Annotated in this window: 12 protein-coding genes, 1 pseudogene and 1 other annotated feature; of the genes and pseudogenes, 11 read left to right on the forward strand and 2 right to left on the reverse strand. The window is 37.0% G+C overall.

The genetic code is table 11. The features are described from left to right. Positions 1-121: 121 nt before the first annotated feature. The 6 genes from araA (at position 122) to QA612_RS20355 (ending at position 7851) form a co-directional block, all read left to right on the forward strand. Positions 122-1606, forward strand: coding sequence for an L-arabinose isomerase (gene araA / locus QA612_RS20330; RefSeq protein ID WP_278285665.1), 1485 nt, complete (start codon positions 122-124; stop codon positions 1604-1606). A 94-nt stretch (positions 1607-1700) separates the two neighbouring features. Beyond that, entirely contained in the window at positions 1701-3299 is a 1599-nt protein-coding gene (locus QA612_RS20335; RefSeq protein ID WP_278285676.1) for a xylulokinase, read from the forward strand. 369 nt (positions 3300-3668) lie between these two features. Next, the gene (locus tag QA612_RS20340) at positions 3669-4112 is read left to right on the forward strand and encodes a MarR family transcriptional regulator (protein WP_278285677.1); all 444 of its coding nucleotides are present in this window, start codon (positions 3669-3671) and stop codon (positions 4110-4112) included. Positions 4113-4129: 17 nt separating this feature from the next. Then, positions 4130-4340: a binding site (T-box leader), on the forward strand. Positions 4341-4381: 41 nt separating this feature from the next. Next, the gene (gene tyrS, locus QA612_RS20345) at positions 4382-5626 is read left to right on the forward strand and encodes a tyrosine--tRNA ligase (RefSeq protein WP_278285666.1); all 1245 of its coding nucleotides are present in this window, start codon (positions 4382-4384) and stop codon (positions 5624-5626) included. Between the two features lie 715 nt (positions 5627-6341). Continuing rightward, the gene (locus tag QA612_RS20350; RefSeq protein ID WP_278285667.1) at positions 6342-7001 is read left to right on the forward strand and encodes a phosphatase PAP2 family protein; all 660 of its coding nucleotides are present in this window, start codon (positions 6342-6344) and stop codon (positions 6999-7001) included. A 547-nt stretch (positions 7002-7548) separates the two neighbouring features. Then, on the forward strand, positions 7549-7851 hold the full coding sequence (locus QA612_RS20355) for a hypothetical protein (RefSeq protein ID WP_278285668.1): 303 nt from the start codon (positions 7549-7551) through the stop codon (positions 7849-7851). Between the two features lie 79 nt (positions 7852-7930). On the opposite strand, the gene QA612_RS20360 is transcribed toward QA612_RS20355, so the two are convergent. Together QA612_RS20360 and QA612_RS20365 are read right to left on the reverse strand one after the other, a co-directional pair. After that, positions 7931-8890, reverse strand: coding sequence for an LLM class flavin-dependent oxidoreductase (locus tag QA612_RS20360; protein ID WP_278285669.1), 960 nt, complete (start codon positions 8888-8890; stop codon positions 7931-7933). Between the two features lie 29 nt (positions 8891-8919). Then, the gene (locus tag QA612_RS20365; protein ID WP_278285670.1) at positions 8920-9510 is read right to left on the reverse strand and encodes a molybdopterin-dependent oxidoreductase; all 591 of its coding nucleotides are present in this window, start codon (positions 9508-9510) and stop codon (positions 8920-8922) included. A gap of 353 nt (positions 9511-9863) precedes the next feature. Here QA612_RS20365 and QA612_RS20370 point away from each other — a divergent pair, with 353 nt between their 5' ends. From QA612_RS20370 to QA612_RS20390, 5 genes and pseudogenes are all read left to right on the forward strand, one after another. Next, on the forward strand, positions 9864-10877 hold the full coding sequence (locus QA612_RS20370; protein WP_278285671.1) for an LLM class flavin-dependent oxidoreductase: 1014 nt from the start codon (positions 9864-9866) through the stop codon (positions 10875-10877). Positions 10878-11290: 413 nt separating this feature from the next. Further along, positions 11291-11995, forward strand: a complete 705-nt coding sequence (locus tag QA612_RS20375; protein WP_278285672.1) for a class I SAM-dependent methyltransferase — start codon at positions 11291-11293, stop codon at positions 11993-11995. Between the two features lie 111 nt (positions 11996-12106). Further along, entirely contained in the window at positions 12107-12835 is a 729-nt protein-coding gene (locus QA612_RS20380; protein ID WP_278285673.1) for a class I SAM-dependent methyltransferase, read from the forward strand. Between the two features lie 89 nt (positions 12836-12924). Then, positions 12925-13340: pseudogene (locus tag QA612_RS20385) on the forward strand (DUF1801 domain-containing protein). A gap of 812 nt (positions 13341-14152) precedes the next feature. Further along, positions 14153-14359, forward strand: a complete 207-nt coding sequence (locus QA612_RS20390) for a hypothetical protein (protein ID WP_278285674.1) — start codon at positions 14153-14155, stop codon at positions 14357-14359. The last annotated feature ends 341 nt before the right edge of the window (positions 14360-14700 follow it).

Genomic DNA, 14700 nt, shown 5'->3' on the forward strand with positions numbered 1-14700 from the left:
AATGCATGAAGGAAAGTAATTCGTATTTGAATTGAATTAACTTGTATGTATGGTTTTCTGGTTTATATAATGTTTCATTTCTTATTTAACTACTATATTTCATACTTAAGGGGGATTATCCTTGTCAACGACAAAGATATATGAATTCTGGTTTGTAACAGGAAGTCAATTATTATACGGAGAAGATGTACTTCGTCAAGTGGAAGAAAATTCTAAAAGCATTGTAAATGGCTTAGGTGATGATACTCGAGTACCATATAAAATCGTTTTTAAATCAGTAGTAAAGGATTCCGATTCAATCCGAAAACTAGTTCTTGAAGGAAATGCGGATGAAAATTGTGCGGGAATCATAACATGGATGCACACGTTCTCACCATCAAAAATGTGGATTGCTGGCCTTGCTTCATTGCAAAAGCCATATCTTCATTTAGCTACACAGTTTAACCGTGATATCCCATGGGATTCAATCGATATGGATTTCATGAACTTGAATCAAGCGGCGCACGGTGATCGTGAACATGGATTCATCGCGGCACGTATGAATATTAAGCGTAAAGTGGTAGTGGGGCATTGGGAAAGCCCAGAGGTGAGAGAACGTATTGGCAGCTGGATGAGAACAGCGGTTGCATTTAATGAAAGCCAAAATCTTAAGATTGCTAGATTTGGTGATAACATGCGCCAAGTAGCTGTAACAGAGGGAGATAAGGTAGAAGCGCAAATCAAGTTTGGTTGGACTGTGAATGGATACGGAGTAGGAGATCTCGTTCAACGTATGGATGATGTCACAAAAGAAGAAATTGATCAGTTAATGACTGAATATGAACAGCAATATGACATTACTCATGAGGGACTAATTGATGGACAAGTCCGTGAATCTATCTGTTACCAAGCGAGAATGGAACTTGGTATGAAAGCGTTCTTAACGGAAGGGGGCTACACGGCATTTACTACTACATTTGAGGATTTACATGGAATACGTCAGCTTCCCGGTTTAGCAGTACAGCGTTTAATGGAACAAGGTTATGGTTTTGCTGCCGAAGGGGACTGGAAAACAGCTGCACTTGTACGATTAATGAAAATTATTGCCGCCAATAAAGGAACATCCTTCATGGAAGATTATACATACCATTTTGAGCCTGGCAATGAAATGGTTTTAGGTGCGCACATGCTTGAAGTATGTCCAACTATCTCTGCTACTCGTCCGAAAATCGAAGTTCACCCCCTTGGAATCGGCGGTAAAGAAGATCCAGCGCGAATTGTATTTGATGGAAGGAGTGGTTCCGCACTGAATGCAACCATTGTTGATCTTGGGCATCGTTTCCGTCTTCTTGTAAATGAAGTGGATGCTGTACAGCCGGAAAAAGAGATGCCAAAACTTCCGGTTGCACGGGTATTATGGAAAGCTCAGCCAACTATATGCCAAGCTGTTGAGAATTGGATCCAAGCAGGGGGGGCCCATCATACTGGCTTCTCCTACAATGTAACGACTGAACAACTGAGGGACTTTGCCGAATTAGCTGGAATCGAAATCGTTGTAATTAATGATGACACTGATAACAATGCTTTCCATAATGAATTACGTTGGAATGAAGTACTTTACCGATAATGAAAAAAATAAAGATATTTTAAATAACAACAAAGATGATAGGGCTATTAAATATAATAGCCCTAATATTTATCATTATGTGGAGGTAATTGACATGAGCTTTGATGTGAAAAATGCTATTGAAACTGGCAAAACAGTACTTGGAATTGAACTTGGTTCAACCCGAATTAAAACCGTTCTCATTGGAGAAGATCATGTGCCGATCGCATCTGGCAGCCATGACTGGGAAAATAGCTATGTGGAAAATATTTGGACCTATAGTGAAGAGGACATTTGGAAGGGTATACAAGATAGCTATCAAAAGATGGCTAACGATGTGAAGCAGCAATATGGAGTTACCTTACAAAAGGTAGGGGCAATCGGTATTAGTGCGATGATGCATGGTTATATGACTTTCGACAAAGATGGAGATCTGCTGGTACCTTTTCGTACCTGGCGTAACAATATTACCGAACAAGCTTCAAAAGAACTGACTGAACGGTTTAACTATCACATTCCGCAAAGATGGAGTATTGCTCATCTATATCAAGCTATTTTGAATCAAGAGAAACATATTTCTTACATTAGTTTCCAGACAACGCTTGCAGGGTTTATCCATTGGAAACTAACAGGCCAGAAGGTTCTGGGAGTTGGTGAAGCATCCGGTGTATTTCCAATTGACTTGAATACGAAGACCTATAATCAAAAAATGTTTGATCAATTCAATGACCTAATTGCCCCTAACAATCTACCATGGAAGCTTGAAGATATTCTTCCTAAGGTTTTAGTTGCGGGTGAAAACGCCGGTGTACTTACAAATGAAGGTGCGAAGCTTTTGGATGTTACCGGAGAGTTAGAGGCTGGTATTCCACTTTGTCCCCCAGAAGGTGATGCGGGAACTGGTATGGTCGCAACCAATAGCGTAGCAAAACGTACTGGTAATGTTTCTGCTGGAACTTCTGTATTTGCAATGGTTGTTCTGGAAAAGGAACTGTCCAAAGTATATTCCGAGATTGACCTTGTTACTACGCCTACTGGTAATCTAGTAGCCATGGCACATTCCAACAACTGTTCTTCCGATCTGAATGCATGGGTAGGTTTGTTTGATGAATTTTCAAAAGCAATGGGTATGGAAGTTGACATCAATAAATTGTACGGATCTCTATATAACTTGGCTCTTCAAGGAGATGCAGATTGCGGTGGTTTATTGGCTTACGGCTATCTTTCAGGTGAACACATTACCCACTTTGAAGAAGGTCGTCCATTGTTTGTTCGTTCATCAAATAGTAACTTTAACTTGCCTAATTTCATGCGTGTACATTTGTTTACAGCACTAGGAGCACTGAAAATGGGTATGGATATTCTTTTCGAAGAAGAAAAAGTGAAGCTGGATGAAATCCTTGGTCACGGTGGTTTGTTTAAGACGAAAGGTGTAGGGCAGAACATTATGGCCGCTGCTCTCAATGTTCCTGTTTCTGTTATGGAAACTGCAGAAGAAGGCGGAGCATGGGGTATCGCCCTGCTTGCATCATATATGGTTAACAAAGCCCATAATGAAAGTTTAGAAGAGTTTTTAAATCAAAAAGTATTTGCAGAAAAAGCTAGTATGACTATATCTCCTGATCCTAAAGATGTAGAAGGCTTTATGAAATTTATGAAGCGTTATTCTAAGGGACTTGCAATTGAACGAGCAGCAATAGAGAACCTTAAATAAAATTGTATAAATTTATAACACGATAGTAGAGAAACTCACTAGAAGCGTTTATAAATTTTTAGAGCAGAATAGTGAGTACAATAGTATATGACCACAACGTCAGACTATACTTCCACTAACTCGTGGCTGGGACAGGACCTTGTCCCAGTTGGCTTTTCAACAAATAACTTTATTTTTAAGTGTGCGATAGAAGAAAAGTGACTTTAGTAATAATATCCTTGTTGCATCTACTGATTTTTTTTGGTAATATCGTTTCATAGCTAACGATTATGAAAATTGTTTAAAGAGGCGGTGATCAGTGTATATTCCTTTAATGAAGATGGAGAACTGCTCCAAGAAGAGAAAGATACGATTAATCGATTGTCAAAAATGCCCTTGGATTCCCTTAATTTAGATGCTGTTTCTGTTGTTACTAACATCTATCGAGTGGCTCAAGGATTGAGAAACAAAATGGAACGAGAAGTTTTATCAAAACATGGGCTTTCCTGGACTTCCTTTTCCATTTTATATGATTTATGGATTTGGAAATCAGTGGAAACGAAGAAGCTGGCAGAGTTAACTGCTGTTTCGAAAGCTACAATCAGTAATATTACAAAAACATTAGAAAAGAAAGAACTTGTGTTTAGAAGAACAGATACAAGGGACAGAAGGATTACTTATGTAACATTGACGGATAAAGGAAAAAAGGTAATGGAAGAGCTATATCCGCAATTTCATAAAGGAGAAGTGGAGATTGTCTCTAGCTTATCGGTTAATGAACAAAAGGACGTTTCAGAATCATTAAGGCGAGTAATAAAAGAAAATCAATTTTAGTTAGTAAAATAAATAGTTGAAAAGCGATGATAGGAAAATCAGTAGGAATTACCTCCCTGTTCCAGAGAGTCGATGGTTGCTGTGAATCGATATAAAGGTAATCTGAATTACGTTCCTAGAGCTTCCTTGTATGTATATATTGTTACAAGGACGGACGCACCGTTAACGTAAAGTGGAAGACCATATTCTTCAAAAAGGGTGGAACCGCGTGAAAATCACGTCCCTTTAGAAAAGAATATGGTTTTATTTATTATTTGGAGGTTATGAAGATGAAAAACGTGTTGGAACAACTGAATGAAGAACAATTAGCAGAAGTCAAAAGGCAAATGACAATATACACACAAGGTGTGCAAGAAATTATCCCTACGGAGGAATTAGAGTTAAAGGTTGCAAAATCTATTTTGGAAAACAGACCACTTAAAATTAAATTGGGATTAGACCCATCTGCTCCTGATGTACATCTTGGGCATACTGTTGTTTTAAAGAAAATGAGGCAGTTTCAAGAGAACGGACATATCATTCAATTGCTTATTGGAGATTTCACAGGTAAGATTGGTGACCCAACAGGCAAATCGGTAGCTAGAAAACCTTTAACAAATGAAGAAGTAAAGCGTAACGCAAAAACTTACTTCGAGCAATTTGGAAAAGTGATGAATATGGAAAAGATCGAACTTCATTACAATTCAAAATGGCTATCACAATTAAACTTTGAAGATGTCATTCAATTAGCGGGAAAAATTACAGTAGCAAGGTTAATGGAAAGGGACGATTTTGAAGAAAGAATCGCTCTTGGGAAGCCTATTTCCCTTCATGAATTTTTCTACCCATTAATGCAAGGTTACGATTCGGTAGTTTTAGATTGTGACATTGAGCTAGGTGGGACCGATCAACACTTTAACATTTTGATGGGGAGACATTTTCAAGAGAAGTTTGGAAAAGAAAAGCAAGTAGCGATGCTGATGCCGTTGTTGGAGGGGCTTGATGGCGTTGAAAAAATGTCTAAATCAAAGAAAAACTACATTGGCATTGATGAAAGTCCACAAGAAATGTACGGGAAAGCGATGTCGATTCCGGATGAATTAATGAATAAATACTTCGAGTTAATTACAGACTTTACTCCTGAACAAGTAGAAAAAGTAAAAACAGATATAGATTTAGGAAAGCTACATCCTAGAGATGCAAAAATGTTATTAGGGAAAACAATCGTAAGGATGTACCACGGTACAGAAGCAGCAGAAAAAGCTGAGCAGCAATTTATTTCAGTTTTTCAAAAAGGAGTAATCCCTGATGAGATGCCAGTTGTTGAATGGAAAGGCAATCTAGAAGTGCCAATTCTAGATTTTCTAGTAGATCTCAAGTTATTAAGCTCGAAAAGTGAAGCACGCAGAATGATCGAGAATAAAGGAGTAAAATTGAACGGAGAAAAAGTTGAAGATATAGGGTTACGAGTTCTCATTACCGAAGGATTAGTTGTACAAGTTGGGAAGCGGAAGTTTGTAAAAATAAATACGTAACAATGGGACTTGGGAAAAGAAAATTAAGTTATGCAAATGTATCGTTGTTAGGAAAAATAAGCATATCAAAAGTTTTGAAAGTTATCATTTAAATATTAAGTGCGTTTAATGTTCCCTCAAACTAATTTAGTTTGGGGGAGTTTTTACTTAGGGGACAGGGGGGACAGCGTGTCTCTTTGAATTCAAGAGCAAACTTTACTAAAAATCGGATGGTCTGACCCTATATTAGAAAACAGTGTTATTTTTAATTACATTGACATATTTTACAAACTAAACATCACTTTTTTGAAACTTTTTCCATTAATTATACGTAGTTAGTATAGGGTGATAAAAGCAATGCGGGTATTGATTATAAGTTAATTTTATGGTTTAGTGTTTGCGGTTAATCATGAAGAGAAGACGGTTTATCGATATATTACCTTTTACTCTATTTGAGGCAAAAAGGCGATTCTCGACTATCGATTTTCGCTTTTTAAGAATGATTAAAGAAGATATTGGACGGATGATTCAGATAAGTGGAATAGCGTAGAATACAATATCCGATGACTAGTAGTTTGAAAGAATACGGATATGTTGAAACGCCTCAAGTTTTACCTCGAGTTAGAAGAGTTTAATCCAGATCTTATTATTTCCGCATTTCCGCATTTGAATGAAATATTAAGAGATAGAAATCAGGATCGCTATCTCAGACATTACTTGGAAAGGTGGTCGGTTTATGAAACGAAAAGAAATACATATTTTTCTATTTTCAATCATTTTAATTCTATTGTCCGCACTTTTTACATTTACCGTTTATAATGGTAGCTGGTATACGGTGGATAATCAGTTACAACCTTTGTTTACTTCATGGAACTCTTCATTTATAGAGAAGACTATGAAATCGATAACTTATTTAGCTTATACAAAAACTCTCGCCCTAATCTCTTCAATAGCCATTTTAGTTTTGCTAATTCGAAAGTCATATGCACACATCTTTCATTTCATGATAATTATGGGAGTTGGAATTGTGGGCACTTTTTTTATGAAAATTAATATTGCACGGGAACGACCAGAGGAAGTATCGTATGTGGATTTCTGGGGGTTTGGTGGGGATATTATCTCCTATAGTTTTCCAAGTGGCCATGCTGTAAAAAGTCTTTTATTCTTTGGATTTATGATTTATGTTATCCAGTTAGAAATGAAAGATCAATTATTGAAATCGAGTATAACTGTTCTTTTTATCACACTCATTTTACTAGTTGGTCTTGGACAAATCATGCTTAATCGACATTATGTCACAGATGTTATTGGCGGCTATTTCGTATCATTTAGTTGGATAATGTTCTATTTTTCAGCTAATCGTCTTCTATCAAATTTGAAAATATGGAATGGGTAGATGGGGCATGGAGATGACCTGTTTAGTTGCCAAACTCTAGTATGCTTGGGATGAGTGAAGGTTCTACATAATATATTGGCTGGGTATATTTTTTCTACTCATCTATTTCACTACAAACTTAAGCATTCCTATAAACATATTCATTATTATAAACTTTATATTGTCTGTTACCATGCACGAATACTCACATATACTCGGACTTTACCGCTACAACAAAATTAAAAGTTTAGGATATGTTCGTTCCACCTTATTTTCAGTAGGGATTACTAGGGAATCCCTTTCACCTAAACAAGAGATCATTGTCAGTGCTATGGGACCACTTATCCCAACTTTTATTGGAGCTATGATGGCAGTAAGTTCTCTTGTAATCTATAATGAACTTGTACTGTTATTATCAGTTTTTTGGATTATGAATTTTATTGCTCTTTTCTTTTCAGATGGCAAAACCATCCTGATTCATTCTAAAAAAATTTACCTGAGTAAAATTCTAAAACAATTCTAGTCTAGACTGTCGCAAGGGTTTAGATATATTACACGAGGTGAATACATGATAAAATTAAAAAAATTCTTATACATCTATACATACCATTTTGTGATAGCTTTATTATTCGTAGTCATCTACACACATCTCATTTTAGACCTTGAACTAGAACAAAGAGTAGGTAATGGCATTTTTTATTTAAAAGGGTATTACACCATATATGAGGAGTTTGGTGGAGAAATGAGACGTGGCTATACAGAACAAACTGGAATAGGTGTCGTTACCATTCCACTAATCATCAGCCTCTTTACAACAGCCATATATCTTATTATTAAAAAGCTAATGCCAAAGAGGGCAAAGAGCAAATAGGGACATGGGGACAGGACTTGTCCCAGGTGCTTCTATTATTATCAATGGGACCTTGTCCCACTGGGGGACTGGCACCTTGTCATATTTCCTTCGCAATCAACTCATACGAACGTATTCGGGACTCAAAGCTGTCGGTAATTGTTATAATCATGATTTCATCTGCTTCGTAGTTCTCTTTCATACTTCGAAGAGATTTTACTACCTCTTCAGGATTTCCAATCACCGTGCGTTTTTTCATTGCGGCAAATTCATCCTTGTGGTGTTCGTCGTATGCTACCTTATTATCTTCTTTAGGAAGCTGAATTTTCCTAAGGTAACTTTGCCATGCCAGTTTTTCCGCTACGTTCGTTGTTTCTGCACAAAGGACGGAAACGGCTAATATGGCTCCTGGTTTCTCATTCGGTGTTCTTCCTTTAAAGTTTTTTCGATAAGTTTGGATGATTGCCTTTCCATCATTATCTGTCATAAATTGCCCAAACGCATAGGCAGTTCCATTTTCAGCAGCAAGCTTTGCACTTTTCTCACTTGTTCCCAGTACCCAAAGTTTTGGTGCTGTTTCAGGAACCGGTGTTGGCTTGATTTTCGAAAACATTTCTTCCTGGGAAAAATCATGATGGATAAATTTAATAAGCGTTTTTAACGATTCAGGTAGATGATGCACCTTCTCTAAGAAATTCCCTGAAAGAGCTATCGTCGCTTCTGCTGAAGCCCCAGGAGCCCGACCAATACCTAAATCTAGTCGATCAGGGAATAAAGTTGCTAACATATTATATGTCTCCGCTACTCGATAAGGACTATAATGGGGAAGCAAGACTGCACCCGATCCAATACGTATTGTGTTAGTTTGGCCACCAATATAACCGAGCATGACTTCAGGAGCTGGACAAGCAAGGCCATCCATGCTGTGGTGTTCCGCAATCCAATAGCGCGTATAGCCGAGGGACTCACCTACTTGCGCTAGTTTCAAGGATTCTTTTAGCGCCTGTTGCGCAGTTTTTCCAGGAGTAATGGGAGATTGGTCCAAAATGCTAAGCTTCATGGAATATATCCTTTCTTGTCTTATTCAAATCAACGATACCGTTCTTCTTTAAATGGATTCGCCGTCATAGAATAACCCAACTCCTCCCAAAATCCCGCTTCATCTTCCTTCAAGAATTGAATGCCAGTAGCCCATTTCGATCCCTTCCATAAGTAAAAAGAGGCAGGGGGAATAAACCTAAGTGGATACCCATGCTTTGGAGTTATCTCCGACCATTGTTCCTCATTGACATCCTTATAGCGATACACGAACAACGCATCATCCCCCATTAATTCCTTCAACGGTAAATTTGCGGAGTAACCAAAGGGATCTCCATTATAGTAGCCGAATATTTTCACATAATGGACATCCGGACGAAGCTTTACTTTGTTTACTAATTCTCGCAAAGCAATCCCTTCAAAGGATGTTCCGAATTTGGACCAGGTCGTCACACAATGCATATCAACCGTAGAAATCGTTTTAGGTAAATCCATTATTTCGGAATATTTGAATGTTTTCTCTTCTGCCACTTCGCCAAACAGTTTAAATCTCCATGTTTCTTCGTTAAACTCATATACTTCACCTTGATGCAAAACAGGCCATTTCTCTGTTTCAAATTGTCCGGGAGGTAATTTTGTCATGATTTTTTATCCTTTCTATGTAAAAAAATAGTATGGATCCTTATCTTTAGTAAAAAGGATACAGATTTAAGGATTTTTTCGCAACTAACTGAAATTCTATTAGTGTGGTAGATAATTGGGAAGGATTCACAGTATCCATCGGAAGACTACATGATGAATGAATGATCTATTCAAAAAAAAAGAAGTGTACGAACGTACGTCTATAACTAAGTCATTTCATTTTAATTCCGTTCTTCTTCCTGTTATGATAAAACAAATTGTTATGTAATAACTTTTTGTAAGGGTACTACTATCACAAACATATCCAAGGCCTATCCAACGAAGTAAATTAAAAAGAAAGAAGTGGAGATTCCATGCCAATAAATAGACCGACAAAGTCCATCAATGAAATATCCTTTTCCGTCCTTGATCTTGCATCCATCGTACAAGGGGGGACGCCAAGACAATCCTTTCAACATTCCATAGATTTAGCCCAGTTAACAGAGAAACTAGGGTTTAAACGATACTGGTTAGCAGAGCACCATAATATGCCTGGTATAGCAAGCTCTGCAACATCTGTCGTCATCGGTCATGTAGCGGCACATACGTCTACTATTCGTGTAGGATCTGGTGGAATCATGCTTCCCAACCATTCGCCACTGGTTATCGCGGAGCAATTCGGAACTCTCGAAGCGATGTTTCCAGGTCGAATTGATTTAGGATTAGGGCGTGCGCCAGGAACGGATCAACGAACAGCCCATGCCTTACGTGGGGCTAACTACACCAATGGCGATGATTTCCCAGAGCAATTAGAACTACTTCAAGGCTATTTCCAAGGGTCGGAAGCGGTAAAAGCTATCCCTGGTGAAGGGGCAAATATCCCTATTTGGCTACTAGGTTCTAGTGGGTTTAGTGCCCGCTTATCGGCACAGCTCGGGATGCCGTTTGCTTTCGCTAGTCATTTTTCACCTGAAAACACCATTCCAGCGTTGGAATTGTATTACGATAACTTCCAACCGTCGGAGGAATATAAAGAGCCTTATGCAATGGTAGCGGTTAACGTCATCGCAGCGGATACAGATGAGGAAGCAGAATTTTTAGCAACTTCCATCAAACAAAGCTTTCTGAATATGATGAGGAATACTCCATCTCAGTTACAACCACCAGTAAATAATTTGGATGAACTCATGACCCCATATGAAAAGGCAGTTCTAGAAAAACAATTAAGTTCCACGATCATCGGAAGTCCTATCACTGTAAAGACAAAGCTGCAATCCTTCTTAGATGAGACGAAGGCGGATGAGATCATGGTGAGTACAATGGTCTATGACCACAATGCCCGACTGCACTCCCACAAACTTGTGGGGGGGACATGGGTGGGCCACTAGGGACAGGGACCTTGTCCCAGTTGATTTCCACCTAATAGTGTGTCTGTAACGGACCTTTCTCTAGCATTATAAGAATGGTCAACTAGTAAGACGAAAATGATAGAGCTTAAAATTTTTTGATTCGAAGCATAATATATAAATAACATTGCTAACAGCAGATAGTTTCGTAGTACTATTATACAAGCGAATAACCGACGAGGTGGGACGATTACATTATAAGTGATCGTCTTTCTTAGTTGACTTCATGATGTCAGGAATCATCAAGTAATGTAAACATTGATAGGTTTATATGTTAAAATTTGGTTATATATTAATAGGTGCAGTGAATGATTTAAACCTGAAATAACGGGAAGGGTTCAAGCAGAATTTTACAAAAAATTGAAAAGAAGTGAAGTCATAAGAGGTGATAATTAATGAGTAAACTTGAATTTATTCGTAAAGAAGAAAAGAAATACCATGATTATTGTTATGAAAACTACAAGTTATTTGAGGAAGGTTCATGGCTATATAAACCAGTTAAAACAGTAATTGATTTATTACCAATACTCATAGGAAAACCGAGTCCTAAAGTGCTGGATTTAGGCTCAGGAGTGGGGAGAAATAGTATCCCAGTTGCACAAGAAATTAAAAATAAAAAAGGAAAAGTTGTTTGTGTAGATTTATTGGATTCTGCATTAGACAAATTAAAATTTTATAGCAAAGAGTATGAAGTAGAAGAAGTAATTGAAACAATAAAAGCCGATATAGGACAATATGATATTACTAAAAATGAATATGATTTAATCGTTGCCGTTTCAACATTAGAGCATGTTGAGTCAGAAGATGTTTTTGAAAATGTAATTAGAAAAATGGCATTAGGAACAAAAGATGAAGGAATAAACTGTATCATTGTTAATTCAGATGTAGAAGAGATTGATATTAGTACAAATGGGAAATTAGATACGATGATGGAAGTAAACATTAAAACAGAAGCCATGTTGATAAAATTAAGGAAAATTTATGAAGCTTGGGAAATAGTTAATCAATTAGTAAAACCATTAGAATATAGAATAGTTCGTGATGAGAGAGATGTATTGTTAAAAACCAATGCTATCACATTTGTTGTTAGAAAGAAGTGATATTTAACGAACGGAAGTCAAGTTAAAATGCTGTTGCTTGCCACTATTGATATATTGGGAAGAAGACTTGAGGAAGGAGAAATATTTAATAAGAATAATAGGGGGATTTTAATGGCTGATGAAATATTTGAGAACCCAAGACTGGCTTATATCTATGATCCATTTGACCCTGATCGTTCTGATTTAGATGCTTACGAGTCCATAGTTAATGAGTTCGGAGCAAATTCTGTACTTGACATTGGATGTGGGACAGGAACTTTTGCTTGTCGTTTAGCAGCCAAAGGCATAGAGGTTATTGGACTGGATCCAGCCAAAGCTTCATTAAAAGTGGCTAAATCAAAACAGTGGTCCGATCGTGTTACATGGATTCACGGCACTGCACTTGATCTTCCATCCTTGAAGGTTGATCTTGTAACGATGACTGCTAATGTTGCTCAAGTTTTTCTTACCGATGAGGAGTGGAATGATACACTTCTTGCAATTAAAAGGGTATTGCGTCCAGGTGGAATATTGGCATTTGAAACAAGAAAACCAGAGGCACAAGCATGGCTTAATTGGAACAAGACTAACACATACAAGCGGGTTGACATACCAAAGTGCGGTATTGTCACGGGGTGGGTTGATGTTTATGATGTTCGAGACTCCTTGGTGTCTTTTCGATGGACTTATACATTCGAAAATGATGGCGCAACGATCATGTCTGATTCTAAGTTACGTTTTAGGAATCTTAAGGAAATTACCCAATCTTTAAAAGAGGTAGGATTATCTGTTGAAGATGTAAGAGAAGCTCCTGACCGTCTAGGACGAGAGTACGTATTTATTGCACACCGACCTGACTGAAGGATGACATGAAACACGAGGATGAGATCCCAATAAAATTGATGACAAGAATGTAACCATGGTTTTACTCAGAGAAGGAGAGTGTATATATGTCTGAACCGAAGATAAAAGAAACGGACAATAGTGTAATTGAATTTATTGAAACGGTGGAAAGTGAGAAGAAGGCAAATGCTTATCAGTTATTAAAAATTTTTAGAGAGGTAACGGGTTTCGAGGCAAAAATGTGGGGGCCTAGTATTATAGGATTTGGTATCACTATAAGTATGCATCAGGACGTGAAGGGGATGCTCCTTTAGTGGCTTTTTCACCAAGAAAGGCTAAAATTAGTCTTTAACTAACCTATGAAAGTGAAGAAAGAGATAAATTATTAGAAAACCTCGGTAAACACACGAAAAGTAAGGCTTGTATATATGTAAATAAACTAGCTGATATCAATACAAATGTTCTAAAGGATTTAATTAAACATACGGTAGAAACCTATCAGAATCTTTATCCGAACGAATAGAGTAAATTCCATTGTTCTAAATTCTAGAAGAAACACTAAGAAATCTGCTGTATTGTACAAAAAGATACCGTTTATAGATTAACTATTTTTAAGAGACGATGGCATTAATTTAAGTAGTTCTGTTTAGAGGGAGGAAACTAAAAATTATACAGCAAAAACGAGACCTTTTCACATAGTGAGCTTGTCTCGTTTTTTATTTTAAAAAAATATTAAATATACATCCAATTAGCTTATTTTGTTACGTTCATATTCTGCTTATTTTGGAAGGTTACTGGAAAATCTCGCGGTATAACTAAATAGTAAGGATTGTGATTGTGAAAAGCGTACTTAAACAGGGAGAAATGTGAAAATTGTTTTTGCAGCATACGAAGTTTTCTTCTTATTTGACCGACAAAAGATACTAAAAATAAGTGGAGATTTTTCCTTTAAATTGCAGAATTTAGCTTGATTAGGGTAAATAAGGGGAGGTTTTCCCTTTAAGCATACACAGAAATTAAATTATCCTGTTTATTAAGTAAATAGTGGGAATTTTTCCATCTATTTTCACTATTTTCGGTGCCATTTCAAAAATATGGGAAGTTTCTCCCCTTATTATATCAACCCATGTTGCTGTTTCCCTTATTGGTCCTAGTGTCCCACTCTTTTATAGATGGGTAGGGTCGAATCATGAATAAGGAGTGGTTTTTTTAACGAAGCATGCGTTAGTTGAAGATGAAATAATTACATTTGGGACAGATCATGTCCCCGTGTCCCATTTATTTGGTACCCTCTTTCGCTTTGTCATCATAAAGTAAAGTGAAAGAGGTGAGAAAATGAAAGACGAGAATAAAATACAGTCGAGACAGTTAGTAACAACTAGCACGTTGATTATTTTGACCATTATCATATCGTTCTTACTAGATGCGGATGTAATTTCTGCTCTTATATACACTGGTATTTTAATTCTCATAACTGATGAATCGAATCAGAATGTTATACTTATCCTTCTAGGGATCATCTTGATAATAACAAATATTTAGTAACTATAACGCTTTGAGTTAAAAGGGACGGTATCCTTTTGCCAATTTTATCTATCCAAAACCCAAGCATCAAGTTCGCACAACACCTAAGATAGTCAAGAAACCTATTTTACTATCTTGGGTGCTGTGTTTTCAATTACAACTATTAAAAAATACCTATTCTGTATCATTTCTGACAAACATTTACCACTAAATAATGAAGAGTGTACCTAAGAATGGCATTCTGTTCACCACTATAATCCTTTTGATGATTACTTTAAAGAATTTGTTGATATTCTTTAAACTGACATATAATGCTAATGGAAAATATTAGAAGTAGGTATTCCATTATTGCCTACTTC

It is taken from the genome of Evansella sp. AB-P1 (assembly GCF_029688925.1).
Taxonomy (GTDB): Bacteria; Bacillota; Bacilli; order Bacillales; family Salisediminibacteriaceae; genus Evansella.

Bases quoted from the DNA above. Each gene is read 5' to 3' on its own strand.
- QA612_RS20335 (WP_278285676.1), top strand. From the start codon at position 1,701: ATGAGCTTTGATGTGAAAAATGCTATTGAAACTGGCAAAACAGTACTT.
- QA612_RS20340 (WP_278285677.1), top strand. From the start codon at position 3,669: ATGCCCTTGGATTCCCTTAATTTAGATGCTGTTTCTGTTGTTACTAAC.
- tyrS (WP_278285666.1), top strand. From the start codon at position 4,382: ATGAAAAACGTGTTGGAACAACTGAATGAAGAACAATTAGCAGAAGTC.
- QA612_RS20350 (WP_278285667.1), top strand. From the start codon at position 6,342: ATGAAACGAAAAGAAATACATATTTTTCTATTTTCAATCATTTTAATT.
- QA612_RS20355 (WP_278285668.1), top strand. From the start codon at position 7,549: ATGATAAAATTAAAAAAATTCTTATACATCTATACATACCATTTTGTG.
- QA612_RS20360 (WP_278285669.1), bottom strand. From the start codon at position 8,890: ATGAAGCTTAGCATTTTGGACCAATCTCCCATTACTCCTGGAAAAACT.
- QA612_RS20365 (WP_278285670.1), bottom strand. From the start codon at position 9,510: ATGACAAAATTACCTCCCGGACAATTTGAAACAGAGAAATGGCCTGTT.
- QA612_RS20370 (WP_278285671.1), top strand. From the start codon at position 9,864: ATGCCAATAAATAGACCGACAAAGTCCATCAATGAAATATCCTTTTCC.
- QA612_RS20375 (WP_278285672.1), top strand. From the start codon at position 11,291: ATGAGTAAACTTGAATTTATTCGTAAAGAAGAAAAGAAATACCATGAT.
- QA612_RS20380 (WP_278285673.1), top strand. From the start codon at position 12,107: ATGGCTGATGAAATATTTGAGAACCCAAGACTGGCTTATATCTATGAT.
- QA612_RS20390 (WP_278285674.1), top strand. From the start codon at position 14,153: ATGAAAGACGAGAATAAAATACAGTCGAGACAGTTAGTAACAACTAGC.